This window comes from Falsiroseomonas stagni DSM 19981, assembly GCF_900114315.1.
GTDB classification, from domain to species: Bacteria; Pseudomonadota; Alphaproteobacteria; order Acetobacterales; family Acetobacteraceae; genus Falsiroseomonas; species Falsiroseomonas stagni.
This window is the reverse complement of record NZ_FOSQ01000003.1, coordinates 264080-287819: the sequence shown is the minus strand read 5'-3', so window position 1 is coordinate 287819 and position 23740 is coordinate 264080. Positions and strand designations below refer to the sequence as shown.

General features: G+C 71.7%; 24 protein-coding genes. 14 read left to right on the top strand and 10 right to left on the bottom strand.

Annotation, left to right across the window (positions count from 1 at the left end; translation table 11 throughout):
* The first annotated feature begins 173 nt into the window (after nt 1-173).
* The 7 genes from BM041_RS11600 (at nt 174) to BM041_RS11570 (ending at nt 7712) form a co-directional block, all read left to right on the top strand.
* Complete coding sequence (locus BM041_RS11600; RefSeq protein WP_092959521.1) at nt 174-2207, top strand: proton-conducting transporter transmembrane domain-containing protein; 2034 nt, start codon at nt 174-176, stop codon at nt 2205-2207.
* Entirely contained in the window at nt 2207-3166 is a 960-nt protein-coding gene (locus BM041_RS11595; RefSeq protein WP_092959519.1) for a respiratory chain complex I subunit 1 family protein, read from the top strand. Before BM041_RS11600 ends, BM041_RS11595 begins: the two co-directional genes overlap by 1 nt.
* A gap of 10 nt (nt 3167-3176) precedes the next feature.
* Nucleotides 3177-3842, top strand: a complete 666-nt coding sequence (locus BM041_RS11590) for a hydrogenase-4 component E (RefSeq protein ID WP_092959517.1) — start codon at nt 3177-3179, stop codon at nt 3840-3842.
* Nucleotides 3842-5311 carry a proton-conducting transporter transmembrane domain-containing protein gene (locus BM041_RS11585; RefSeq protein ID WP_217648693.1) on the top strand — a complete coding sequence of 490 codons (1470 nt, stop codon included), beginning with the start codon at nt 3842-3844 and terminating at the stop codon, nt 5309-5311. The genes BM041_RS11590 and BM041_RS11585 overlap by 1 nt, the downstream gene beginning before the upstream one ends.
* Nucleotides 5308-6822: a hydrogenase large subunit gene (locus BM041_RS11580; RefSeq protein WP_092959515.1), complete on the top strand. Its 1515-nt coding sequence runs from the start codon at nt 5308-5310 to the stop codon at nt 6820-6822. Before BM041_RS11585 ends, BM041_RS11580 begins: the two co-directional genes overlap by 4 nt.
* Nucleotides 6823-6897: 75 nt before the next feature.
* Entirely contained in the window at nt 6898-7134 is a 237-nt protein-coding gene (locus tag BM041_RS11575) for a hypothetical protein (RefSeq protein ID WP_092959513.1), read from the top strand.
* Nucleotides 7131-7712, top strand: a complete 582-nt coding sequence (locus BM041_RS11570; RefSeq protein WP_092959511.1) for an NADH-quinone oxidoreductase subunit B family protein — start codon at nt 7131-7133, stop codon at nt 7710-7712. Before BM041_RS11575 ends, BM041_RS11570 begins: the two co-directional genes overlap by 4 nt.
* A 131-nt stretch (nt 7713-7843) precedes the next feature.
* Here the strand turns inward: BM041_RS11570 and BM041_RS11565 are convergent, their stop codons facing one another.
* The 6 genes from BM041_RS11565 to BM041_RS11540 all read right to left on the bottom strand — a co-directional run bounded on the left by BM041_RS11565 (nt 7844) and on the right by BM041_RS11540 (nt 12316).
* Entirely contained in the window at nt 7844-8134 is a 291-nt protein-coding gene (locus BM041_RS11565) for a hypothetical protein (RefSeq protein ID WP_092959509.1), read from the bottom strand.
* Complete coding sequence (locus BM041_RS11560; protein ID WP_217648692.1) at nt 8124-9161, bottom strand: hypothetical protein; 1038 nt, start codon at nt 9159-9161, stop codon at nt 8124-8126. The genes BM041_RS11565 and BM041_RS11560 overlap by 11 nt, the downstream gene beginning before the upstream one ends.
* 50 nt (nt 9162-9211) lie before the next feature.
* The gene (locus tag BM041_RS11555) at nt 9212-9616 is read right to left on the bottom strand and encodes a hypothetical protein (RefSeq protein ID WP_092959505.1); all 405 of its coding nucleotides are present in this window, start codon (nt 9614-9616) and stop codon (nt 9212-9214) included.
* A 153-nt stretch (nt 9617-9769) separates the two neighbouring features.
* Nucleotides 9770-11209, bottom strand: coding sequence for an FAD-binding oxidoreductase (locus BM041_RS11550; protein WP_217648691.1), 1440 nt, complete (start codon nt 11207-11209; stop codon nt 9770-9772).
* A gap of 250 nt (nt 11210-11459) precedes the next feature.
* Entirely contained in the window at nt 11460-11717 is a 258-nt protein-coding gene (locus BM041_RS11545) for a hypothetical protein (RefSeq protein WP_139226030.1), read from the bottom strand.
* Between the two features lie 173 nt (nt 11718-11890).
* Nucleotides 11891-12316: a DUF1489 family protein gene (locus tag BM041_RS11540; protein ID WP_092959501.1), complete on the bottom strand. Its 426-nt coding sequence runs from the start codon at nt 12314-12316 to the stop codon at nt 11891-11893.
* Nucleotides 12317-12443: 127 nt separating this feature from the next.
* Here BM041_RS11540 and BM041_RS11535 point away from each other — a divergent pair, with 127 nt between their 5' ends.
* The 3 genes from BM041_RS11535 to BM041_RS11525 all read left to right on the top strand — a co-directional run bounded on the left by BM041_RS11535 (nt 12444) and on the right by BM041_RS11525 (nt 17000).
* A complete protein-coding gene (locus tag BM041_RS11535; protein WP_092959499.1) occupies nt 12444-13436 on the top strand; it encodes a TAXI family TRAP transporter solute-binding subunit in 993 nt (330 codons plus the stop codon).
* A gap of 116 nt (nt 13437-13552) precedes the next feature.
* Nucleotides 13553-15871 (top strand): methyl-accepting chemotaxis protein, encoded by a 2319-nt coding sequence (locus BM041_RS30540; protein ID WP_092959497.1) that lies wholly within the window; start codon nt 13553-13555, stop codon nt 15869-15871.
* Between the two features lie 85 nt (nt 15872-15956).
* Nucleotides 15957-17000 carry an aspartate-semialdehyde dehydrogenase gene (locus BM041_RS11525; RefSeq protein WP_092959495.1) on the top strand — a complete coding sequence of 348 codons (1044 nt, stop codon included), beginning with the start codon at nt 15957-15959 and terminating at the stop codon, nt 16998-17000.
* 24 nt (nt 17001-17024) lie between these two features.
* Here the strand turns inward: BM041_RS11525 and BM041_RS11520 are convergent, their stop codons facing one another.
* Nucleotides 17025-18236: an FAD-dependent oxidoreductase gene (locus BM041_RS11520; protein WP_175533878.1), complete on the bottom strand. Its 1212-nt coding sequence runs from the start codon at nt 18234-18236 to the stop codon at nt 17025-17027.
* A 105-nt stretch (nt 18237-18341) separates the two neighbouring features.
* Complete coding sequence (locus BM041_RS11515) at nt 18342-18566, bottom strand: hypothetical protein (RefSeq protein WP_092959491.1); 225 nt, start codon at nt 18564-18566, stop codon at nt 18342-18344.
* Nucleotides 18567-18730: 164 nt separating this feature from the next.
* Here BM041_RS11515 and sdhC point away from each other — a divergent pair, with 164 nt between their 5' ends.
* The 4 genes from sdhC to BM041_RS11495 all read left to right on the top strand — a co-directional run bounded on the left by sdhC (nt 18731) and on the right by BM041_RS11495 (nt 22280).
* A complete protein-coding gene (sdhC, locus tag BM041_RS11510) occupies nt 18731-19174 on the top strand; it encodes a succinate dehydrogenase, cytochrome b556 subunit (RefSeq protein WP_092959489.1) in 444 nt (147 codons plus the stop codon).
* Between the two features lie 11 nt (nt 19175-19185).
* Nucleotides 19186-19593, top strand: a complete 408-nt coding sequence (gene sdhD / locus BM041_RS11505; protein ID WP_092959488.1) for a succinate dehydrogenase, hydrophobic membrane anchor protein — start codon at nt 19186-19188, stop codon at nt 19591-19593.
* 72 nt (nt 19594-19665) lie between these two features.
* Nucleotides 19666-21483 (top strand): succinate dehydrogenase flavoprotein subunit, encoded by a 1818-nt coding sequence (gene sdhA / locus BM041_RS11500; RefSeq protein ID WP_092959486.1) that lies wholly within the window; start codon nt 19666-19668, stop codon nt 21481-21483.
* 14 nt (nt 21484-21497) lie between these two features.
* Nucleotides 21498-22280, top strand: coding sequence for a succinate dehydrogenase iron-sulfur subunit (locus BM041_RS11495; RefSeq protein ID WP_092959484.1), 783 nt, complete (start codon nt 21498-21500; stop codon nt 22278-22280).
* 58 nt (nt 22281-22338) lie between these two features.
* On the opposite strand, the gene BM041_RS11490 is transcribed toward BM041_RS11495, so the two are convergent.
* On the bottom strand, nt 22339-23088 hold the full coding sequence (locus tag BM041_RS11490; RefSeq protein ID WP_092959482.1) for a sulfite exporter TauE/SafE family protein: 750 nt from the start codon (nt 23086-23088) through the stop codon (nt 22339-22341).
* A complete protein-coding gene (locus tag BM041_RS11485; protein WP_092959480.1) occupies nt 23085-23681 on the bottom strand; it encodes a DUF938 domain-containing protein in 597 nt (198 codons plus the stop codon). Before BM041_RS11485 ends, BM041_RS11490 begins: the two co-directional genes overlap by 4 nt.
* Nucleotides 23682-23740: the final 59 nt, after the last annotated feature.

Here is a 23740-nt window from a genome sequence, read left to right as displayed (position 1 = left end):
GCGCCGAGTGGCGTCATCTAGCGCCGGTGGTCCCCCGAGGCCAAGGGGACTTTCCCGGGAAGGAACCAGGACGGGGCAGGACCGTTGCGAGATGTCCATGAACCACCCTCCCCCTTCTGTCCCGCCGCCGGGCTGCGTATCGTCGCGGCCGTGATGCGCTTCGCCCGCCTGCCGTGCTGACGGCGCTCTCCCTCACGCTGGCTCTGCTGGTGGTGCTGGCCGTGGTGCCGGTGCTGGCGGCGCAGATGCCGGCGGGCGGGCGGCGGCTGCCGGTCGGCATGATCGTGCATGGGGGGGCGCTGCTGGCGGCGCTGGTCTTCGCGGCCTGCGGGCTGGGGGCGCTGCTGGGCGGGCCGGTCGCGCCCCGGCCGCTGATGCCGGGCAGCTTCGCGCCGCTGCTGCTGGCGCTCGATGGGCTGTCGGCCTGGTTCCTGATGCTGCTGGGGCTGGTCGGCGCCTGTTCGGCGCTGTTCGCCCTGTCCCATGCCAACCAGGCGCCGGTGCGGGTGCTGGCCGCCTATCCACTGTTCCTGGCGGCCATGGCGCTGACCCTGCTGGCCGCCGACGGCTTCACCCTGCTGCTGGGGTTCGAGGCGATGTCCCTCGCTTCCTGGGTGCTGGTGGCTGCGGATCATGACCAGGGGGAGAACCGCAGCGCGGCCAGGCTCTACCTGGTCTTCGCCATCCTGTCGGGCATCTGCCTGGTGCCCGCCATCGGGCTGCTGGCGGCGCCGGGCGGCGATGTCAGCTTCGCGGCGATCCGCGCCATGCCGCCGGAAGGGCCGCGCGCCGCGGTGATCCTGCTGCTGGTGATGGTGGGTGCCGGTGCCAAGGCGGGGCTCGTGCCGCTGCATGCCTGGCTGCCCATCGCCTATCCGGCCGCGCCCAGCCATGTCACCGCGCTGATGTCGGGCGCCATGACCAAGGTCGCGGTCTATCTGCTGGCGCGGCTGCTGCTCGACCTCTGCGGCCCGGCGCAGCCGATCTGGTGGGGCGTGCCGCTGCTGGTGATGGGCGCGGCCTCCGCCGTGATCGGTTCGCTGCGCGCCAATGTGGAGGAGGACGGGAAGACGCTGCTGGCCTGTTCCTCCGTGGAGAATGTGGGGCTGATCGTCATCGGCCTCGGCCTGGCCTGCGCCTTCCGGGGCGCGGATCTGGGCGCGCTGGCGGGGCTGGCGGCGGGGGCGGCGCTGCTGCACATCCTCAATCACGGGCTGTTCAAGACGCTGCTCTTCCTCGGCATGGGGGAGGTGCAGGTCGGCGCCGCATCCCGTCGCCTCGATCGGCTGGGGGGGCTGATCCAGGGGATGCCCTGGACGGCGGCGGCCATGCTGGTGGGGGTGGGGGCGGCGGCCAGCCTGCCGCCGCTGTCGGGCTTCGCCAGCGAATGGCTGCTGCTGCAGGCGCTGCTCTCGGCCTGGCGGGTGGGTGACCTCGGCTTCCAGGTGCTGGCGCTGGGGGTGGCGGCGCTGGCGGCGCTGTCGGCTGCGCTCGCCACGGCGGCGATGGTGCGGCTGTTCGGCCTGGTGTTCCTGGGCCGCCCGCGCACGCCCCGCGCGGCGGGGGCGGAGGATGGGCCCTGGCCCGCGCGGGTCGCGCTGCTGCTGCCGGCGGGACTGACCGTGCTGTTCGGCCTGCTGCCGGGGCCGATGCTGGCGCTGGCGGAGGGCGCCCTGCAACGGCTGGTGCGGCAGGATGTGACGGAACGCGCGACCCTTGCCGGGGTGGTGGTGGGCGATGGCGCCGGCGCCTACCTGCCGATCGGCATCGCGGCGCTGCTGGCGGTGCTGGGCGCGGGCATCTGGTACGCGGTGCGGCGGCGCACGCCCGCCGGCGTGGCGCGCAGCCCGGCCTGGGATGGCGGCTTCATGGCGCCGCCCCAGCACCTGGTCTGCGGCGACCCGGTGACCCAGCCCAGCGCCGCGGGGTTCGGCCAGCCGCTGCGGCAGATCCTCGGCACGCCGCTGCTGGCGGCGCATGCGCGGGTGGCCATGCCCCCGCCCGGCGACCCCGCCCCGGCGCGGATCGAGGCCGGCTTCGCCGATCCGTCGGATGCGCTGGTGCTGGCGCCGGTGGCGCGGCTGCGGGATGCGATCTCCGCGCAGGTGGAGAGGCTGCGGGATTTGACCCTCGCCCAGTGCCTGATGCTGCCCTTCGGCACGCTGGTGGCGCTGCTGGCGCTGATCGCCTGGCTGGAGGCCCGGTGATGACGGCCGTCATGGGCGTGCTGACCCAGGCGATCCACCTGGCGCTGCTGCTGGTGGCGGCGCCGCTGGTGGTGGGCGTGGTGCGCTGGCTGAAGGCGCGGATGATGGGGCGCGTCGGCGCCAGCCCGCTGCAGCCGTTGCGGGATTTTCTCAAGCTGCTGCGCAAGCGGCCGGTGCTGGCGGAGAATGCGAGCTGGATCAGCCGGGGCGCGCCCTATGTCGGCGCCGCCGCCGCGCTGGCGGCCGCGGCGCTGGTGCCCTCCTTCGCCCATGGCATGGCCTTGGCGGGGCTTGGCGACCTGATCGTCATCGCCGGGCTGCTGGCGCTGGGGCGGGTTTGCATGGCGCTGGCGGGCCTCGATGTCGGCACCGCCTTCGGCGGGCTTGGCGCAAGCCGTGAAATGTCCTTCGCGGCGCTGGCGGAACCGGCGCTGCTGCTGGCGGTGATGTCCTTCGCCATCCTGGCGGGGACCACGGGGCTCGACGCCATCGCCATGACGTTCCAGGAAGGCACGCTCGGCCTGCGCGTCTCGCTCGGCCTCGCCCTGGTGGCGCTGCTGGCGGTGGCGGTGGCGGAGAATGCGCGCATCCCGGTGGACAACCCGGCCACCCACCTCGAACTCACCATGGTGCATGAGGCGATGATCCTGGAAGCCTCCGGCCGCCATTTGGCGCTGTGGGATGCGGCGGCGGCGATGCGGCTGACGCTGTGGTTCGCGCTGCTGGCCGCCATCTTCTTCCCCTTCGGCACCGCGGCCCCGGGCTGGGCGCCGCTGGGCTGGGTGGTCGGGCTGCTGGCCTGGATCGCCAAGATGGGCGTGCTGTGCCTGGCGCTGGCGGTGTTCGAAAGCGCCATCGCCAAGATGCGCGTCTTCCGGGTGCCTGAATTCCTCGGCGCCGCGCTGCTGCTGGGGCTGCTGGGCGCGCTGCTGCTGTTCGTTTCCACGAGTCTCGCATGAGGGGCGGGGCATGAGCTTCGGCACGCCCGCCTATGACGTGGCGCATCTCCTCGGCGGCGGGGTGCTGCTGCTGTCCTTCGTGCTGCTGTACCAGCGGCGGCTGGATGCGGTGATCAGCGCCTTCGCGGTGCAGGGCGCGCTGCTGGCGGCGGCGGCGGCGTGGCAGGGCTACATCCAGGGGGCGGCGGGGCTCTATGTGACGGCCGCCATCGCCTTCGTCGCCAAGGCCGTCGCCATCCCGCTGGCGCTGCGGCTGCTGCTCGGGCGGCTTGGCCTGCATCGCACGGTGGAGACGGCGCTGGGCGTCGGCGCATCGCTGGTGGCCGCGGTGGCGCTGGTGGGGCTTTCCGTCCTCGTCATCCTGCCCATCACCGCCGGCCAGGCGCAGGCCCTGACGCGGGAGGACATGGCGCTGGCACTCTCCGTCGTGCTGCTCGGCATGCTGATGATGATCACGCGGCGCAACGCGATCAGCCAGGTGATCGGGCTGATGAGCCTGGAGAACGGGCTGATCCTGGCCGCCGTCGGCGTGACGGGCATGCCGCTGGTGGTGGAACTGTCGACCGCCGCGCTGGTGCTGATGGTGGCCGTCGTCGCCGGCGTCGTCGTCTTCCAGATCCGGGACCGGCTGGAGACCCTGGACACCTCCCTCCTCGACCGGCTGCGGGGGGGGTGATGGAATTGCACCTGCCCTGGCTGATCGTCTTCCTGCCCTGGGGCGGCGCCGTGGTGCTGGCGCTGATGCCCCATGGGGATGGCCAGCGGGGCCGCCTGCCGGCGGCGGTCAATGTCGGCGTTGCCGCCGCCAGCCTGGTGCTGGCGCTGGTGGTGATGGGGGAGGAGTTCGGGCAGCAGGGCTGGACGCGGACGGATGCGCTGAACCTGCCCTTCGTGCTGGTCGGCGCCGTCATCGGGCTGACCACCGCCTGCTTTTCCTTCGCCACGGTGGCGGCGGAGCGCTTCGACGATCTGCGCGCGCGGGCCTATCACGCGGCCTTCCAGGTCTTCATGGGCGCGCAATACCTGGCGCTGCTGTCGGACAATCTCGGCGTCATGTGGGTGGCGATCGAGATCGCGACCCTCGCCTCCGTCCTGATGGTGGCGGTGCATGGCACGGCCGCGGCGGTGGAGGCGGCGTGGAAGTTCTTCATCCTCTGCGGCGTCGGCATCGCACTCGCCCTGTTCGGCACGATCCTGCTGTACCTGGCGGCGCAGCCGGTGGTGGGGACGGGTGATCCCGGCCTGTCCTGGGGCGCGCTGGTGGCGGTGGCGTCGCGCTGCGATCCCGGCGTGCTGTCGCTGGCCTTCGTCTTCCTGCTGGTGGGCTACGGCACCAAGGCGGGGCTGGCGCCGCTGCATTCCTGGCTGCCGGATGCGGAAGCCGAGGGCCCGCTGCCGATCAACGCCGTGCTGTCCGGGCTGCTGCTGAACGCGGCGCTGTTCGCGGTGCTGCGGGCCAAGGCGATCGTCGGCGCGCATCCCGGCGCGCTGCCGCCGGGGCCGCTGCTGGTGGCCTTCGGGCTGCTGTCCCTGCTGCTGGCCGCCTTCGCCCTGTGGCGGCGGCGGGATGCGCGGCGGCTGCTGGCCTGGTCCAGCATCGAGCATATGGGCCTGGCGACCTTCGCCTTCGGCATCGGCGGGCCGGCGGCCAGCCTGGCGGGGCTGCTGCACATGCTGGGGCATTCGCTGGTGAAGTCCGCGGCCTTCTTCGCGGTGGGGGCTGCGGCGCATCTGAAGGGCAGCCAGAAGATCGCCGATATCGGCGGGCTCGCCACCAGCCATCCGGGGCTGGGCTGGGCGCTGGCGCTGGCGATGGCGGCGCTGGCGGGGCTGCCGCCCTTCACGCTGTTCCTGTCCGAATTCTCCATGGTGGTGGCAACGGCGGCATCGCAGCCCTGGCTGCTGCTGCCATTGGGGCTCGGGCTGCTGGTGGCGGGGGGCGCGCTGGTGACGGCGATGCAGCGGCTGTGCCTGGGGGAGCCGACGCCCGATCGCCCGGCGGAGGGCGCCTTCGCCCTGCCCGGCGGCCTGCTATGGGCCAGCATCCCCACCTGGCTGCACCTGGTGCTGGCGGCGCTGCTGGCACTGGCCGCGCCGGCCGGGCTGGCCGCGCTGCTGCGGGACGGCGCGAGGATGGTGGGATGAGCGGCGCGGCCTCCGCCTGGATCCGGCGCGGCGCGGCGCAGGGATGCGCGCCCTTCGAACGCTACCTGCTGGCACCGGCGGCCTTCGGCGATCTGCGCGATGCGCTGCGGACGGAACCGAGCCTCGCCCTGCTGTCCTTCTGGGCGGAGCCGGGCTTCGTCCATGCGGCCTTCCTGGATGAGGCCGGGAACACGCTGCTGCTGGCGACGACGCCGGTGCAGGACGGGCGCTACCCCGCCCTCTCCCCCGCCCGCCCCGGCGCGGTGCGGTTCGAGCGGATGATCCGCGACCTCTGGTCCTACAGCGCGGAAGGCGGCGTCGATCTCCGCCCCTGGCTGGACCATGGGCGCTGGCCGGTGACGGGGCCGAACGCCGCCCGGCCCGCGCGGCGCACCCTGCCGGCGGAGCAGCCGGAATTCCTGCCCATCGAGGGCGAGGGCTGGCATCAGATTCCCGTCGGCCCCGTCCATGCCGGGATCATCGAGCCCGGGCATTTCCGCTTCACCGTGCAGGGGGAGGTGGTGGTCCGGCTCGAACAGCGGCTCGGCTACACCCACAAGGGCACGATCGGGCTGATGACGGGCAAGTCCCCCCGCGCCGCCGCGCGCTACGCCGCGCGCCTGTCCGGCGATACCACCGTGGCCCATGCGCTGGCCTTCGCGCTTGCCGCCGAAGCCGCGACGGGCGCCACGCCGCCGCCGCGCGCGGTGTGGCTGCGGCTGGCGATGCTGGAGCTGGAGCGGATCGCCAACCACCTGGGTGACTGGGGCTTCATCTGCAACGACGCGGCCTTCGCCTATCCCCATGCCCGCTGCGGCCTGCTGCGGGAAGGCGTGCTGCGCGCGAACGCCGCCGCCTTCGGCCACCGCCTGCTGATGGACCGCGTCATCCCGGGCGGGCTGGCGATGGAGATGCTGCCGGGCGGCACGGAGGCGATCCTCGCCGCGCTGGCGGCGGTGGAGGCGGAAATGCCGGCGCTGGTCTCCATCTATGACAGCCATGCCAGCCTGCAGGACCGGGTGGTGGGCACGGGCTTCCTGAAGCCGGCGCTGGCGGCCGCCTTCGCGGCGGGGGGGTATGTGGGGCGGGCCTCCGGCCGCGGCTTCGATGCGCGCATCGCCCTGCCCCACGCACCCTACGAATCGCTGGTGCCCGAGGCCGCCATCCGGACCGAGGGCGACGTGGATGCGCGGGTGCGCGTGCGGATCGCGGAACTGTCCGATTCCATCGCCCTGGTGCGGGAGGCGCTGGCGGCGGCGCCCGGCGGGGAGATCCACCAATCGCTGCCGCAGAAGGGCGGCGAGGGCATCGCCGTGGTCGAGGGGTTCCGGGGCGAGATCGTCACTTGGATGGCGCTGGATGATGGCGGGCTGATCCGCGCCGTCTTCCCGCGCGACCCGTCCTGGCTGCAATGGCCGCTGCTGGAAGCGGCTATCGAGGGCAACATCGTCGCCGATTTCCCGCTCTGCAACAAATCCTTCAACTGCTCCTACAGCGGGGTCGATCTGTGAAGATCGCGGAGAGGGACCTGTGACATCGCGGAGGTTTCGGGTGACAGGCGCCGGCGCTTCCGCTGTGTTCGGCGGATGAGCGGTCGCGCCCACAGCAAGGCCAGCGCCGCCCGCGGCGCCACGGGCCAGTTCACCGTCACCCTGTTCAAGCCGGGGCCGGGCCGCGGCGTGCTGGAGCACTGGGCCTATAGCGACCGCGCCCATGCGCTGGACGAGATCGGCTGGATCGTGGAGCGCGTGCCGCCGGGCACGGAACTGCTGCTGCGCGATCCCGAGGGCAACGACCTGCTTCGGATGGCACGCACGGCATGAAGACCTTCCGCCGCCTGCTCTGGCCCCGACTCGCCCAGGGGCTGGTCGGCAGGCCCCTGACCGAACCCGCGACGCCCCCGCCCGATGAGGTCGTGGAGGCGCTGGCCGCGCGGGTGGAGGCAACGGCGCGCGCCAGGCTCGGCCGCAGCCTCTCCATCCGCCAGGTCGATGCGGGGTCCTGCAATGGCTGCGAGCTGGAGGTGAATGCGCTGGCTGGCGTGCTCTATGACCTGGAGCGCTTCGGGCTGCGCTTCGTCGCCTCCCCCCGCCATGCCGATGTGCTGCTGGTGACGGGGCCGGTGACGCGCAACATGCGGGAGGCGCTGGAACGCACCCGCGCCTGCACGCCGGAGCCCTGCTGGGTGGTGGCCGTCGGCGATTGCGCGGCGGATGGCGGCGTCTTCAAGGGCAGCTACGCGGTGGAGGGCGGGGTGACGCCGGTGCTGCCGGTGGACCTGGTGATCCCGGGCTGCCCGCCGGCACCGGCGCAACTGCTGGAAGGGCTGCTGGCGCTGCTGGGGGCGCAGGATGAGCCGAAGCGGGTTGTGGCGGGGGCGGCGGCGGAGCCGCAGGCGTAGACTGCAGGGGGCGCTGCCCCCTGCACCCCCGCCACGGTCCAGCCGGACCCTGGACCGGGAGATGATTGACGATGGTCCAGGAGGCTCTGCCTCCTGGCGGATGGGGTATGGGGAAGGCAGCGCCTTCCCCATCAAGGCCGCAGGCACCCCTTCGGCAGCGCCGGCCACACGAACCACGCCCCATTCGCATAGAGCCGCCCCGGCAGTCCCGGCGCCTCGTCCCGCAGCAGCACGAAGCCGGTCCCGGATTCCAGCAGCGCCGCATCGGTCGCCCCCACCGCCCGGGCCAGCGCGGCGGAAGGCCCGAAGGCGATGGCGCCGGGCGGGTTCACCACCAGCGCCAGCGCGGCCATGCCGCCGAACCAGGCCGCCAGGGCGAGCGCCGCGCCGCGCAGCAGGCGGAGGGTGCCGTCAATAGTCATAGGCGTGTTCGAAGGTGGCGCCGGCCACCGCGGCGTCGCGCATCAGCCGCGCCAGGGCCGGAACCTCGACATCCAGGCCGAGGCGCCGCCAGCCCGGGCGGGACTGGATGGGCAGGGCGAAGACGGGCTCGCCCGGCAGGGCCACGCCCGCCGGCGCCAGCACGGTGACGAGAATGCGCGGATTGCCCGCGATCTCCCGCACCTCCCCGCCCCGCCCTGCGATGCCGGCCAGGATGTCCGTCAGGGCGCGATAGCGGGGGGTCTCGATGAGGGTGGCGCCATCCTCGAACCGGTGCAGCACCGTGATGCGCGGGTCGGACTCGGGATCGCCACCCGCGATGACGCTGCGGATGCGCAGCGCCGCCGGCGCCACGCCGGCCAGGGCGCCGATCGCCTCCGCATAGATCGCCCGCCCGCCATAGAGCGCGCTGAGCCAGAGGCGGCGTTCCGCGCTGCGCAGCACGCTGACCTCGCCGAAGGGCGTTTCCTGCCAGAGGCGGGAAAGCTCCGTGCCGAAGGGGTATTCGTACCAGGGCACCTGGCGGAGGAAGGTCGCGTAATCCTCCGCCACGCGAAGCGCGAATTCATCCTCCGGCGTGCGGCGGGGGCCGCGCATCCAGGCGGTCAGCGCGCCGATCGTGCGTTCATAGGCGCCGATCACCGCCATCTCCGCGGTGAAGCTGATGCCGATGACGTGGTTGGTGGTGGCCTGGTCCGCCGTCATCGCGCCGGTGCGCCCGGCCTCCCGCGTCGCCTGGCAGAGGCTGCGCCAGAAGCCGGCGATGGAGGCCAGGTAGTCGAAATCCGATTCGGAGGCCTGGCGCGCGACGCCGGCCATGTCCTCATAGGCATGGACGATGAACCATTCGGGGTAGGTGAGGAAGCTGTCGCCGGCGGCGCGGCGCCATTCGGCACCGCCGAGGTCGTAGCGGGGCGGGGGCGGCGCGCGGTCCGCTTCCTCCGCCAGGCAGGCGCGTTCCACGACCACCACGGGGGCGGCGGCCAGCAGCAGCACGGGCAGCAGCACGAGCGCGAGGCGCCGCGCCCAGCGCCCCAACCGACTCCAGGGCCGGCGCCTCATCCGCGGCGCGCGCCCAGCCATCCCGTCGCCATCCCGAAGCCGCCGAGCAGCAGATGCGGCACGCTGGAAAGGATGCTGATCATCCAGGGCATGTCGCGGGCGATGCCGTGGATGAAGAGGCTGAGGTCGAGGAAGCTCGCCCCCGTCAGCACGCCGCAGATACCGTCGAGGAAATAGAGCGTGCCGAAGAGGCGGAGGAAGGAGACCGAGGCCGCGCGGCCGAGCAGCACGGCCGCCAGCGCCCAGAGGGCGGAGGCGAGGTGCAGCGCATCCTTGTAGATGTCGAGCCGGAAGAGCCCGAAGACCCGGCCTTCCGCATCGACGAAGGCGGGCACGTAGTTGGTGATGGCCGCGAAGAACAGCGCGGCGGCCAGCAGGGATGCGGCGAGGCGCGGGTTCATCTTGACTTGCCCTCAGACGTGAGGGGCCGTAGGCGCGCCTCCGGCGCGACGCGCCGGCTCCGCCGGCTTGGCTCGCCGGACTTCCGGCGGGCTGCATTCGCAGCCTCGGCCGCCTTCGGCGGCCGCATGGAAGGAACGATCTTCGTCGGTACGCTACGCAAGATAGCCGTCCCACAGCGCGTGGCGGAACAGCAGGCCGGGGTCGTAGTGCCGCTTGCGATCGGCGAAGAAGGCCGCGCGGGGATAGGCGCGGTGCATCTGGTCCCGCCGCGCATGCAGGCGATAGGGCAGGTAGAAGGCGCCGCCGAGGGCGATGACGCGCTCCACCAGCGCCTCCGTCATCACCAGCATGTCGGCCTCTCCCTCCGCCGAGATGTCCTGGGAGAAGGACATCACCGCCGCGATGCGCGGGGCTGGCGCGTAGCAGAGCACGCTGGTGTCGTCCGTGCCGACATAGCGCAGTGTCACGTTGATGAATTCCGTGGCGGCCGGCGGGATGATGTCCCGGCAGGCCTGGCGGAAATCCCGGAAGCGGTCGGGCGGCACGAAGTATTCGTGCAGGATGTCGGTGCGGCGCCGCGCCGTATTCGCCAGGTTGGAGACGGGTTCGTTCATCAGCGTGTTGCGGGTGGCGAGGCCGGTGCCGATGGCGGGCACCAGGCGGGTTTCCGCCACCCAGCGCAGGCGCTTCGCCGTCTCGCTGCCGATCTGCTGGCGGTAGATGGTGTTGGAGATGCCGGTCATGGCGCCGTGGGTGGCCGCCGGCGGCAGGGGCACGGGCTGCGGCGCGGCGGCGCGATAGACCGTCAGAATCGAATCGTCGAACAGCGTCTCCCGCGCCACGGACAGGCGGCCATAGGCCATGGAGACGGTGGGATCGCGCGCCACCAGCGGCATGAAGGCATCGGCGAAATCCGCGCCGGGCAGGAGCTGGGCATAGGGGCGCAGCATCAGGTTGGGCGTGACCTCGATATCGAGATCGAGGATCACGCCGAACAGCCCGTAGCCCCCGGCCATGAGGCCGAACAGCTCCGCGTTCCGGTCCCGCGAACACTCCAGGATGGTGCCATCCGCCAGCATGACGCGGCAGGACCGGACGGTGCTGGCGAAGGGGCCATGCGGTACCGGCCAGCCATGGGCGTTGACGCTGAAGGTGGCGGCCGCGCCGAAATCGGCGTTGGACTGCATGACCTTGGGGGACAGGCCCTGCGGGTCCAGCCAGGCGATGATCTCCGACCAGGTGGCACCGGCGGAGACACGGGCGAGGCCGTTGGCGCGGTCCAGCTCGAACCAGGGCGCCGTCAGCGTGATGCCGGTGCCGTCCCGCGCCAGGGATTGCCCGCCCATGGAATGGCGGGCGGCGCCGACCACGACGGGGCGGCGGGCAGCCGCGGCTTCGCGGAGTTCGGCGCGGAGCGATTCGTGCCACTGCCCGGCGCGATCGGTGGCGGGGCGCCAGTGCCGGGCGACGGGGGTGGGGTTCAGGCGGCTGGCATCGTTCATGACCACGCGGGGCAGCGTGCCCTGCGCGGCGGCGAGTCCCGGCAGAAGCGACGCGGCGGTGGTCAGGGCATCCCGGCGGGTGATCGGCACGCGCATCTCCTGCAAGGCGGCGATGGTGGCGCGGATCGGGTGTGGCGGCCAAGGGTGGGCAAAAGAAAGGGCCGGTCGCATTGCTGCGACCGGCCCGAAGGGGCCGACCCCGGGCGGGGGCCGAAGGCCGCAAGGGCCTGGGGTCTCCACCAGATCGGCCTCGTCGGCGATGGCCTGCCGGGAAATGGCCAGCGCCGAAAGCGGGCGCCCCTGTGGCGGGGCGCCGAAATGTCAGCCCGTCAGAGGCGGCTCAGCCCTGGCCGGCCGGGGTCTGGGCCGGGCGGGCGCGGCGCGCGGCGGCGCGCTGGGCGTTGCGGTGGCGGCGGGCGGCCGCGGCTTCGCGGCGCTGGCGGCGCTGGGCGCGGGTCTGCGGCTGGCCGTCACGGGCCGCGGCCACTTCCTCATACGGCGTGCCGTTGGGGGCGATGGGGCTGTTGGCGCTGGCGGGGGCCGTCAGCAGCACCGGCGCGCTGATGGCGGCGGCGGCGAGCAGGAGGCGAAGGGACATGCGCATGGGTGCGTTCCTGAATCCGGGACATGGGGCTGGCGTCGCTGGCGCCCGGGGGGAAACGCCTTCGAGTGACCCGCAGGGTGCACCCACGCCCCTCACGGCAGGATGGGGCGCAACTGAAATCCACGTAATCCAAGACGTTTGGCGGGTGTCCTTCACCCGCTGTCTCGTCAGATGAGGCAGAGCGCCTGGAGTTCGCGGCGGAGCGCGGGCGGCAGGGCTTCCAGCCCCGTCGCCGCCACGCCGCCACGCGGCGCATCCGGGGGCGCGGCGGCCGGTTCCAGGTAGCGCCAGCCCTGGAAGGGCTTCTGCGGCCGCGGCTCCACCAGCACCAGTTCCGGCTCCAGCACCAGGCCGGCGCAGGCGGAACCGTCGTCCCAGCGTTCCTCCCGCACATCCAGGATCCGCTGGCGCACGCGGATGAAGCCGGCGACCACCCAGTAGAGCGACCCGCCATCCAGCAATTCCGCCGCACGCTTCGGCACCATGCGCGTCTGGTGGCGCAGCGGCGGGTCGAGCGCAGCGCGGCGCGCCTGGTTGGCGGCGAGTTCCGCCACCTCCTTCGGGCCGACGCAGAGTTTCAGCAGGTGCAGCATTGCCACGGCATGTGGCCGGCGGCCGAGTCCCCGCAAGCCCCCTTGCGCGCAAGCCCCTTGGGCTTGCCCCGGCGGATGTTCCGGCTGTAATGCGGGCGGGATACAAGCAACAAACGGAGGAAGCGTCATGCGTCGCCGCCATATTCTTGCCGCCCCGGCCTTCGGCCTGACGGCGTCCTGGCTCGCCAGCCCCGCCCTGGCCCAGCCGCGCAACGCATCCTGGCCGCGGGCGCTGACGATGGGCACGGCGGCGCCGGGGGGGACCTACGCACTCTATGGCCCGGCCTGGGGGCAGATGGCGCAGGAGGCGACGGGCGTCGCGATTTCCTACCGCACCACGCAGGGACCGAACCAGAACATCATCCTGGTGAACCGGCGGGAGGTGGAGCTGGGGATGGTGACGATGGGCGTCGCGCTGCAGGCCTGGAACGGCCAGGGCGACTGGACCCAGGGCAACCGCTTCCGCGACATTCGCGCGCTGTTCCCGATGTACGACACGCCCTTCCATGGCATCGCTCTGAAGCGCAGCGGGATCACGGGGCATGCGCAGCTCGGCGGGCGTTCCGTCGGCGTCGGCCCGCGCGGCGGCACGCCGGGCACCTACTACCCGCAGATCCTGAACACGCTGGGGGTGCGGCCTTCCGCGGTGCGCTACGGCTCGGCGTCCGACCTGGTGGGGCAGATCCAGGACGGGCTGCTGGATTGCTTCCTCTTCGCCTCCGGCGTGCCGGTGCCGGCCTTCAGCGAGATCGAGGTGCAGGCCGATGTGAACTACCTGGATTTCACGGCGGATGAAGTGCGGCGCCTGACGACTCAATTCCCGGAACTGTCGCCGGGCACGCTGCCGATGGGCACCTACCGGAAGCAGGAAAAGCCGCTGAACATCGTCGGCATGTACAATTTCGCGATCAGCCACCGCAGCCTTTCCGACGACCTGGCCTATGAGATCACGAAGTCGGTGCTGGGCCAGAATGCCCGATTCCGCCAGGCCATCGCCGCGGCGTCGGAGACGCTGGCGGAGAACTGGACGAAGAACACCTTCCTGCCCTTCCACCCCGGCGCGGCGCGCTACCTGCGCGAAGCCGGCCACGCGGTGCCGGACAGCCTGGTGCAGGGCTGAGGCCAGCCCGACTCACACAACCGTGAGGCGGGCAGTCACAACTGCCCGTCATTCACTGTCCGGCAAGATGGGTCTGAGATTTTCCCGGCGAAACTCTGCCCGGAAGCTCGAAAATAATGCGACTCATCCCGGATTTCACCGTGGGCAGGAAGCTCGCGGCCTCGGCCCTGCTCACCCTGGCGATGCTGGCCGTGCTGACCGGCCTGGTGTGGCGCGCCACCACCGGCATCATCGCGGAACAGGCGGCCTCGGCGGAGACCGAGGCGGCGATGGACCGGCTGGAGGAGGGTGCCGACGCGCTGCGCGAGGTGGCGGTACTGGAGCGCGACCTGCTGCTGCTGCACCTGGAGGCCGAACAGGCGCCGGCCTGGCAGCGGATCGCGACCGCGCTGGAGCAGGGGCGCAGCGTGGTGCGGGAAGCCGGGCAGCGGCTCAACCGGCCAGAGATGACGGCGGCGATCCAGCGGCTGGATGGGGCGGCGGCCAGCTACGGCCAGGCGCTGGAACGCGTCTCGCAACTGCGGCTGCAGATGATCCAGGCCCGGGACAATGAGCTTTTCCCGCGCAGCAGCGACTATGACAGCCTGTTCGAGGCGGTGGCGGCAGCAATCGGCTTCGACGTGCCGGCCGACCAGCAGGAGGATGCCCGCCAGCGCCTGATGACGGTGCACGCCGCGGTGAACGATACGCGGCTGGGCATCCAGCGCCTGCTGGCGACCGGGGAGGAAGCGCAGGTCCGCCGCATCCGCCGCGGGATCGCGCAGGGCCGCGTGCATGGCCGCGGCCTGGCGTCCATCGAAGCGCCGCCCCGCGTGAAGGACGACATCAACCGCCTGATGGACCGCGCCATCGCCGTGGGCGAGGCCTCGAACAAGGTGCTGGTGGCGGGCGAGGAGATCGCGAAGACCCGTCGCGAACAGGTGGAGCCCGCCCGCGCGGCGATGCGGGAGACGATCGGCGCCGTGACGGAAGCGGCGCTGCGCATTTCCGCCGCGCAGCGCGCCGCCGTGGCGGAGGAGGCCGAGGCCGCCCGCCAGGGCACGATCTGGGCCGGGCTGGCCATCGCGGTGGTGCTGATCCTGTCCGGCCTGCTGCTGTCCCGCCTGATCGGCACGCCGCTACGCCGCCTGTCCGGCGTGATGCGCCGGATCGCCGATGGCGACGCGACCATCGCCGTGCCGCATCGCGGCCGCAGCGACGAGATCGGCTCGATCGCGGAGGCGCTGGAGACGCTGCGCGTGACCACCGGCCGGGCCTTCGCCCAGCAGCAGATGATCGAACAGCTGCCGACCGCGGTGATGTCCGCGGACCCCAACAACGATTTCCGCATGACCTACATGAACGCGGAGACGCGGAAACTGGTGGACAAGCTGGCGGCAATGATGCCCTGCGCGGCGGATGAGATGATCGGCCAGTCCATCGACATCTTCCACAAGAACCCCGGCCACCAGCGCGCGATCCTGTCCGACCCGGCCCGCCTGCCGCACACCGCCCGCATCAAGATGGGGGAGGAGGTGCTGGAACTCCGCATCTCCGCCATCCGCGACGCGGCCGGCGCCTATACCGCCACGATGCTGTGCTGGAGCGTGGCGACGGAAAAGGTTCGCCTGGCCGATACCTTCGAGACGGAGGTCGGCCAGGTCGTCGGCGCGGTGGCGGAAAGCGCGCAGCGCCTGCGGCAATCCGCGGTCGGGCTCAGCGCCTCGGCCGAGACATCCGGCACCCAGGCGGCGGCCGTGGCCGCGGCGGGCGGGCGCGCGCAGGCGGATGTGCAGGCCGTCGCGGCGGCAGCGGAGGAGATGGCGGCCTCGGTCACCGAGATCTCCCGCCAGGTCTCGGAAGCCGCCAGCGTGGCGAGCCAGGCCGTGGCGGAGACCCGCGCCACCGACACCACCGTGCAGGGCCTGTCCGAAGCGGCGGCCCGCATCGGGGACGTGGTGCGGCTGATCGGCGACATCGCCGGCCAGACCAACCTGCTGGCCCTGAATGCGACGATCGAGGCCGCGCGCGCCGGCGACGCCGGCAAGGGCTTCGCCGTGGTGGCGAGCGAGGTGAAGACGCTGGCCGGGCAGACCGCCCGCGCGACGGAGGAGATCGGCCAGCAGATCGGCCAGATGCAGCAGGCCACCAGCCGGGCCGTGGCCGCCATCCGCGGCATCGGCACGACCGTGGAACGCACCAGCGAGATCGCGACCGCCATCGCGGCCGCCGTGGAACAGCAGGGTGCGGCCACGCAGGAAATCGCCCGCAGCGCGGCACAGGTCGCGGAAGCCACCCAGACGGTCGCATCCGGGATCGAGGGCATCCGCGGCGCGGCCAACGCCACCGGCGGCGCCGCCAGCGCGGTGCGCGACGACAGCGGCGCGCTGGCCAGCCAGGCGGAACTGCTGCGCGCCAAGACGGACGGGTTCCTGCGGGCGGTACGGGCGCTGTGACCCGACCGGCCGGAGGGGGTCTCTGCTTGCCCCCTCCGGCTTAACCGCCTAAGCCGCCCCTCCCCTTCCAGGCAGGAGCCGCAGCATGGGCATGAAGGTCGCGGTCGTCGGCGCCACCGGCGCGGTGGGGCGGGAAATCCTCAAGACGATGGCGGAACGGTCCTTTCCGGTGGATGCGGCCGTGGCGCTGTCCGCCGGGCGCGGCGGCGGGCAGGAAGTATCCTTCGGCGAGGATGAGGTGCTGAAGGTCCGCAGCCTGGAAAGCTACGACTTCTCCGACACCGACATCGCCTTCTTCGCCGCCGGCGCGGCGGTCAGCCAGGTGCACGCGCCGCGCGCCGCGGGCCAGGGCTGCGTCGTGATCGACTGCAGCAGCGCCTTCCGCATGGAAGCCGACGTGCCGCTGGTGATCCCGGAGGTGAACGCGAACGCCATCACCCGCTTCAGCAAGCGGCGGATCATCGGCAACCCCACCGGCGCCACCATCCAGATGCTGGTCGCCCTCAAGCCGCTGCACGATATCGGCAAGGCCAGGCGCGTCGTCGTCTCCACCTACCAATCCGTCTCCGATGGCGGGCAGTCCGCCTCCAATGGCGGGCGGGAGGGGATGGACGAGCTCTGGACCCAGACCCGCGGCGTCTATGTGAACGAGACCCCGCCGGGCGAGCAGTTCCCGAAGCAGATCGCCTTCAACTGCATCCCCCATATCGGCGACTTCATGGATGACGGCGCGACGCGGGAGGAATGGGCGCTCGCGGCGGAAGCGCGGAAGATCCTCGACCCCGACATCGCGGTGATGGCGACCTGCGTGCGCGTGCCGGTCTTCATCGGCCATGCGGAGGCCGTGCACGTGGCCTTCGAACGCCCGGTGAGCGAGGCGCAGGCACGGGCCGCGCTGCGGGACGCGCCGGGGGTCATCATCCTGGATCGGCGGGAGGATGGCGGCTACGCCACCGCGGCCGAGATCGCGGGCGAGGACACGGTCTATGTCAGCCGCCTGCGCCGCGACCTGACGGTGCCGCACGGCCTCGCCTTCTGGTGCGTCACGGACAACCTCCGCAAGGGATCGGCCCTGAACGCGGTGCAGATCGCCGAGGAACTGGTGGCGCGGAAGCTGCTCGACGACTGAAGCGGCTGGAGGAGCAGGCGCCCCCTACCCCCCCCGGAACATCGCCGCCACTTCGCGCGCCATCCAGGGCGCGGTGCTGAACTTGCCACTGTCGACGGAGATGTAGCGGCCGGTGCGGCGGATGCCGAAGCGGTCGCGGCGATGGAGCCCGGCGGCGGGGTCGTGCAGGGGGCCGCTGCCCGGGGCGACGACCCAGATGCCCTGGACGTCCATATGCGCCGCGCCATCGGCCACGCGGCGCACCGCCGGCAGGTGTTCGGCCAGGCCGTCCAGGATGCGGTGGGCGAGGGCCTGGCGCGCGGCCTCATCCATCGCCGGCACGGGCGGCGGCGCGGGGTCGCGGCCTTCCGCCACCAGGCCCGCGGGATACCAGGACAGGTAGAAATCCCGGTCGCCATAGGCCTTCACATCGCCGAAGGGGCCCGTCCCGATCAGGGCGTTGTCCTGCGCCACGGGCCGGGCGGTGTGGACGAACAGCGCGTAGCGATAGCGGTGGGTCACTTCCGGCAGGGGCCCAAGGCCGATTCCCTGGTCGATCACGCAGCGGCCTTCCCACAGCGCGTTCACCACAATGGTGAAGGGGCCGTCCGTGCCGGCATCGGTCTCGACCCGGAAGGGGCCATCGAGGCTGCCCTCCAGCCCCGCCTCCCCCTCCGGCCGGACGCCCAGCACGCGCCTGCCGGTGCGGAGCTCGATCTTCGGTTCGGCGGCGAGTGCGGCGATGTAGCGCCGCGCAATCCAGCGGGAGGAGACGCTGCGCTCCGGCAGGCGCCAGGCGCCGAGGATGGCGCCGCCCTCCGGCGCGGTCTGCGCGGCCTCCGCCGCCGTCAGCGGCGTGGCGCCGCGGCGGGCGGCGTCGTCCCAGTAGCGGCCGGCATCGGGATGGCTGCGGACCAGGTCGGAGACCCGGCGGAAATAGGCCTCGATCCCCTGCTGCTGGACGACCGAATCGCGATGCAGCAGGAAGATCTCGTCCCGCGGCGTGGTGGCGCCGGCGATGGAGCCGCCGAGCAGCTCCTCCACGATGTCCTTGAACAGCAGGCCGCCCGTCAGCAGCTGCCGCGCGGTGCCCAGGCTGGGATCGGCGGCGTAGAGATAGCCGAGATGGAGCTTGCCGTCGTTCCAGCCGCTCGATCCCTCGAAGGGCTGACGCGCCTGGTCGAACAGCGTCACGCTGTAGCCCTGCCGCGCCATGAACAGCGCGGTCGAGCAGCCCGTGATGCCCGCCCCGAGCACCGCTACCCTGCCTGTTGCCCGCTTGCCGCGGCGTCGTGGCGTCTCCATCAACAAGACGGTAGGCGGGCCTTCCGGCGGCGGCAAGGAAGGGGGGTTCCGGCCGGTTCAGAAGAGCAGCCGGAGGATGGCGCCAAGCGCCGCACCACCCGTCAGCAGCTTGTGCAGCACCTCCAGCGCGCGGGCGAGGCGAGGGCGCGGGTGGCGTGCGGGCGCCTCCGGGCCGGGGGCGGCCCCAGGGGCGGCCCCAGGGGCGGTCCCAGGGGCGGTCCCAGGCGCGACCGGGCGGCGGGGGGCGAAGCGCGGCAGCGTGCGGGGCTCGGGCTTGCGCATGGCAATAGGATATCATTCCTGTCGCCTTCATGCACGATTTGTCAGATGGACGCCTGTCCATGTTGCACCGCGTTGACGCTATGGCGCGGTGCACCATAAAAGCATCCACAGGTGAGCGCGCGCCCAGCCTCGACGCCGGGCGTGCCATGAGGAGCGGGCGCCGCATGTCGATAATGCAGGATTCGCGGGAGGCGACCATGGTCGGTCGCCGGTCGGATGGCACGCCGGTGCGCCGCCCGTTGTCGCCGCATCTGCAGGTCTATGACATGCTGCAGATGACGAGCGCGCTGTCGATCAGCCATCGCATCACGGGCGTGATCTGGTCCGTGGGCGCGGCTGTGATGGTCTGGTGGCTGGTGGCCGCGGCATCGGGGCCGGAGGCTTTCGCCACGGTTCAATGGTTCCTTGGTTCCTTCATCGGCATCCTGTTCCTGATGGGGCTGACGGGCGCGGCCTGGTTCCACACCCTGGCGGGGGTTCGCCACCTGCTGTGGGATGCGGGCTGGGGCTATGACATCCCGACCGTCTACAAGACGGGCCGTGCGGTGCTGGTCGGCACGGGCGTGCTGACGGCGGCTACCTGGCTCGCGCTGCTGATGTCCTGGTGAGGTAAGGCAAGATGTCGCATTCCACGGGCGAATCCCCCCGCCAGGCCCAGCTTCGCACGCCGCTCGGCCGCGTGCGGGGGGCCGGTTCCGCCAAGTCCGGCGTCGCGCATTGGTGGGGGCAGCGCGTCACCTCCATCGCGCTGCTGCCGCTGACAATCTGGTTCATCGCCTCGCTCGCGACCTCCGCCGGCATGCCGCATCATGTGGCGCAGGCCTGGATCGGGCATCCGCTGAACGCGGTGCTGCTGCTGGCCCTGATCGGCCTGACCTTCCACCACATCGCGGCCGGGCTGCAGGTGGTGATCGAGGATTATGTGAAGCCGGAGGGCCGCAAGATGGCCGCCGTGCTCGCGGTGAAGTTCGCCTGCACGCTGCTGGCGCTGGCGGCCGCGCTGGCCGTTCTGCGCATTGCGGTCTGACACGCCGCGCCTAGTTGATGATCTGGTGGCGCGGGCTACGGGGCCCCGCCTGATGAATGGACGGCACAGCTGATGAACGCCATCTCGAAGCCCTCGATCGGCAACGGTGCCTACCGCATCGTCGATCATACCTATGACGTGGTCGTGGTCGGCGCCGGCGGCGCGGGGCTTCGCGCCACCTTCGGCATGGGGGCCTCCGGCCTCAAGACCGCCTGCATCACCAAGGTCTTCCCGACGCGGAGCCACACGGTGGCGGCGCAGGGCGGCGTCGGCGCCGCCCTCGGCAACATGGGCGAGGATGACTGGCGCTGGCACATGTACGACACCGTGAAGGGGTCGGACTGGCTGGGTGACCAGGACGCGATCGAATACATGTGCCGGGAAGCCATTCCCGCGATCATCGAGCTTGAGCATTTCGGCGTGCCCTTCAGCCGCACCGAGGATGGCAAGATCTACCAGCGCCCCTTCGGCGGCCACATGCAGGATTACGGCAAGACGCCCGCGATGCGCGCCTGCGCCGCCGCGGACCGCACCGGCCACGCCATCCTGCACACGCTGTACCAGCAGGCGCTGAAGGCCAATTGCGAGTTCTTCGTCGAATACATCGCCCTCGACCTCATCATGGATGATGAGGGCGTGTGCCGCGGCGTGACGGCCTGGTGCCTGGAGGACGGGTCCCTGCACCGCTTCCGCGCCCAGTCCGTGGTGCTGGCGACGGGCGGCTATGGCCGCGCCTATTTCTCCTGCACCTCCGCCCATACCTGCACGGGCGATGGTGGCGGCATGGCGCTGCGCGCCGGCCTGCCGCTGCAGGACAATGAATTCGTCCAGTTCCACCCGACCGGCATCTACGGCTCCGGCTGCCTGGTGACGGAAGGCGCGCGCGGCGAGGGCGGGTACCTCACCAACTCCGAAGGCGAGCGCTTCATGGAGCGCTACGCGCCGACAGCAAAGGACCTGGCGTCCCGCGACGTCGTCTCCCGCGCCATGTCGGTGGAGATCCGGGAAGGCCGCGGCGTCGGCCCGCTGAAGGACCACATCCACCTGCACCTGGAACACCTCGGCGCCGATCTTCTCCACGAGCGCCTTCCGGGCATTTCCGAAACGGCAAAAATCTTCGCCGGCGTGGATGTGACGAAGGAGCCGATCCCGATGCTCCCCACCGTCCACTACAACATGGGCGGCATCCCCACGAACATCCACACCGAGGTCCTGAACCCGACGCCGGGTGACCAGGATCGCGTGGTGCGCGGCCTCATGGCGGTGGGCGAGGCCGCCTGCGTCTCCGTCCATGGCGCCAACCGCCTCGGCACCAATTCGCTGCTGGACCTCGTCGTCTTCGGGCGCGCCGCGGCGCACCGGGCGGCGGAGACGATCAAGCCGGGCGCGACCCAGGCGCCGCTGCCGCCGGGCGCGGGCGAAGCCTCCTTCGCCCGCTTCGACAAGATCCGCCACACCAAGGGGTCTTCCACCGTCTCCGACGTCCGCCTGCAGATGCAGCGGACGATGCAGGAGCACGCGGCGGTGTTCCGCACCACGGAACTGCTGGCCGAGGGTGTGAAGAAGATGAACAAGGTCGCGGCGGGCTACGAGGACATCAAGATCGCCGACCGCAGCCTGATCTGGAACAGCGACCTGCTGGAAGCGCTGGAACTGGACAATCTGATCGGCAACGCGCTGACCACCGTGGTCGGCGCCGATGCCCGCAAGGAAAGCCGCGGCGCGCATGCGCATGAGGATTTCCCCGACCGCGACGACCAGAACTGGATGAAGCACACCCTCGCCTGGGTGGACGACAAGCGGAACGTCAAGCTCGACTACCGCGACGTGAAGATGCGCACCCTGACCAATGAAGTGCAGGTCTTCCCCCCCAAGGCCCGCGTGTACTAGGAGCCCGATGGATCATGGCGACGTTCACGCTGCCGAAGAATTCGACGATCTCGAAGGGCAAGCACTATCCCGCGCCGCATGGCGCGAAGAAGGTGCGCAGCTTCAAGATCTATCGCTGGAATCCGGATGACGGGGAGAACCCGCGCACGGATACCTACGACATCGACCTCGACGCCTGCGGGCCGATGGTTCTTGATGCCCTCATCAAGATCAAGAACGAGGTCGACACCACGCTGACCTTCCGCCGGTCCTGCCGGGAAGGCATCTGCGGCTCCTGCTCGATGAACATCGACGGGCTGAACACGCTGGCCTGCCTGAAGCCGATCGAGGATGTGAAGGGCGAGGTCCGCATCCACCCGCTGCCGCACATGCCGGTGGTGAAGGACCTGGTGCCCGACCTGTCCCAGATCTACGCGCAGCTCCGCAGCGTGGAGCCCTGGCTGAAGGCCGACACCCCCCCGCCGCCGGATGGCGAGCGCCTCCAGAGCAAGGAGGAGCGCGCCAAGCTCGACGGGCTGTGGGAATGCATCCTGTGCTTCTGCTGCTCCACGGCCTGCCCCTCCTACTGGTGGAACGGGGACCGCTACCTCGGCCCGGCCGTGCTGCTGCAGGCCTATCGCTGGATCGCGGACAGCCGCGACGAGGCGACGGGCGAGCGGCTGGATGCGCTGGAGGACCCGTTCAAGCTTTATCGCTGCCACACCATCATGAACTGCGCCCGGACCTGCCCGAAGGGGCTGAACCCCGGCCAGGCGATCGGCGAGATCAAGAAGATGCTGGCCGAGCGCCAGGTCTGACCGGCCCCGCCTTGCACTGACGAAGGGGCCCGCCGGCGACGGCGGGCCCCTTCGCGTTTCAGCGCAGATAAGGATCGAGCAGCGGCAGCGACAGCAGGGCGGAGGCCGCGATCATCGCGTAGCAGGCGCGGCGGAAGACGACCGGCGACATGACGGTGAAGAGGCGCGTGCCGATCCAGGTGCCCGCCGCATAGGTCGGCGCCGCCACCAGCAGCGGACCGAGCAGCGCGGCGCTGAACAGGCCCGCGATGGCGAAGCCGGCCGCGGTCAGGAAGCCGCTGGCCGCCAGGAACAGGTTGAACACCGCCCGCAGCTGCGCCGGCGGCAGATGCCGCCCCAGCAGCCAGGCCATCACCGGCGGCCCCGGCACCAGCGCAACCCCGGCCAGCACCCCCGCCACCGATCCGACGCCGACCGCGGCCCCCCGATGCGGCGTGGCCGGAAAGCGCAGGCCGGAGGCCGCCAGCACCAGCAGCGCCAGGATCACCCCCGCCACCAGCCAGCGCAGCGCCAGCGGATCGGCCAGCGCCAGTGCCGCGATGCCGATCGGCAGCCCCAGCAGCACGCCGAGGCTGAGCCAGCCGACCTCCGCCTTGTCCGCCAGCGGCCAGGCGCCGCGCAGCAGCAGGATCATCGGCAGGAAATCGATCACCAGCAGCAGCGGCGCGGCCAGGCGCGGCCCGACCGCGAAGGCAGCCATCGGCATGAAGACCAGCGCGGCGCCGAAGCCGGAGAAACCCCGGGCGATGCCGCTCGCCAGCGAGGCCACGACCAGCGCCGCGAGCGGAATGCCCTCGGGCAGGGTCATGCCCGCCGGAACACGACGATCAGGTTGTTGGCGGGCATGGCCGTGACCTCCGCCGGGCCGAATCCCCGCGCGGCGGCCAGCGCGGCCACATCCTCCAGTTGGCGGAGGCCCCAGGCGGGGTCGCGGGCGCGCAGGCTGGCGTCGAATTCCTCGTTGCTCGGCGCGGTCGGCACGCCCTGCCGGCGATAGGGGCCGTAGAGGATGAGGGGCGCGCCCGACGGCAGGGCGCGGGCGGCGCCCTCCATCAGCCCCTCCGTCGCCGCCCAGGGGGCGATGTGGATCATGTTGATGCAGAGCACGGCATCGGCGGCGGGAACCGGCCATGAAGCGCTGGCATCCATCGCGATCGGGTCCCGCACATGGCACAGCCCGTCGCACCAGGCGGCGATGCTGGCGCGGTTGTCGGGGTCGAGGTCCGTGGGCTGCCAGTCCAGCGCCGGCAGCGCGGCGGCGAAATGCGCGACGTGCTCGCCGGTGCCGCTGGCGACTTCCAGCACCAGGCCGCGCGGCGGCAGCAGGCGGCGGAGTTCCGCCAGGATGGGGTCGCGGTTGCGCAGCGTGGCGGGGGCGTATCGGCGGGGATCGTCGCTCATCCCTCGCCTCTCGGCCCGTGGCGCTTTCGCGTCAACCGGCAACCGGGCCGGGCGTGTCC

Excerpts from the sequence above, each read along its gene's own strand:
- BM041_RS11595 (WP_092959519.1), top strand. The coding sequence starts at position 2,207 with ATGACGGCCGTCATGGGCGTGCTGACCCAGGCGATCCACCTGGCGCTG.
- BM041_RS11590 (WP_092959517.1), top strand. The coding sequence starts at position 3,177 with ATGAGCTTCGGCACGCCCGCCTATGACGTGGCGCATCTCCTCGGCGGC.
- BM041_RS11585 (WP_217648693.1), top strand. The coding sequence starts at position 3,842 with ATGGAATTGCACCTGCCCTGGCTGATCGTCTTCCTGCCCTGGGGCGGC.
- BM041_RS11580 (WP_092959515.1), top strand. The coding sequence starts at position 5,308 with ATGAGCGGCGCGGCCTCCGCCTGGATCCGGCGCGGCGCGGCGCAGGGA.
- BM041_RS11575 (WP_092959513.1), top strand. The coding sequence starts at position 6,898 with ATGAGCGGTCGCGCCCACAGCAAGGCCAGCGCCGCCCGCGGCGCCACG.
- BM041_RS11570 (WP_092959511.1), top strand. The coding sequence starts at position 7,131 with ATGAAGACCTTCCGCCGCCTGCTCTGGCCCCGACTCGCCCAGGGGCTG.
- BM041_RS11565 (WP_092959509.1), bottom strand. The coding sequence starts at position 8,134 with ATGACTATTGACGGCACCCTCCGCCTGCTGCGCGGCGCGGCGCTCGCC.
- BM041_RS11555 (WP_092959505.1), bottom strand. The coding sequence starts at position 9,616 with ATGAACCCGCGCCTCGCCGCATCCCTGCTGGCCGCCGCGCTGTTCTTC.
- BM041_RS11545 (WP_139226030.1), bottom strand. The coding sequence starts at position 11,717 with ATGTCCCTTCGCCTCCTGCTCGCCGCCGCCGCCATCAGCGCGCCGGTG.
- BM041_RS11540 (WP_092959501.1), bottom strand. The coding sequence starts at position 12,316 with ATGCTGCACCTGCTGAAACTCTGCGTCGGCCCGAAGGAGGTGGCGGAA.
- BM041_RS11535 (WP_092959499.1), top strand. The coding sequence starts at position 12,444 with ATGCGTCGCCGCCATATTCTTGCCGCCCCGGCCTTCGGCCTGACGGCG.
- BM041_RS30540 (WP_092959497.1), top strand. The coding sequence starts at position 13,553 with ATGCGACTCATCCCGGATTTCACCGTGGGCAGGAAGCTCGCGGCCTCG.
- BM041_RS11525 (WP_092959495.1), top strand. The coding sequence starts at position 15,957 with ATGGGCATGAAGGTCGCGGTCGTCGGCGCCACCGGCGCGGTGGGGCGG.
- BM041_RS11515 (WP_092959491.1), bottom strand. The coding sequence starts at position 18,566 with ATGCGCAAGCCCGAGCCCCGCACGCTGCCGCGCTTCGCCCCCCGCCGC.
- sdhC (WP_092959489.1), top strand. The coding sequence starts at position 18,731 with ATGTCGATAATGCAGGATTCGCGGGAGGCGACCATGGTCGGTCGCCGG.
- sdhD (WP_092959488.1), top strand. The coding sequence starts at position 19,186 with ATGTCGCATTCCACGGGCGAATCCCCCCGCCAGGCCCAGCTTCGCACG.
- sdhA (WP_092959486.1), top strand. The coding sequence starts at position 19,666 with ATGAACGCCATCTCGAAGCCCTCGATCGGCAACGGTGCCTACCGCATC.
- BM041_RS11495 (WP_092959484.1), top strand. The coding sequence starts at position 21,498 with ATGGCGACGTTCACGCTGCCGAAGAATTCGACGATCTCGAAGGGCAAG.
- BM041_RS11490 (WP_092959482.1), bottom strand. The coding sequence starts at position 23,088 with ATGACCCTGCCCGAGGGCATTCCGCTCGCGGCGCTGGTCGTGGCCTCG.
- BM041_RS11485 (WP_092959480.1), bottom strand. The coding sequence starts at position 23,681 with ATGAGCGACGATCCCCGCCGATACGCCCCCGCCACGCTGCGCAACCGC.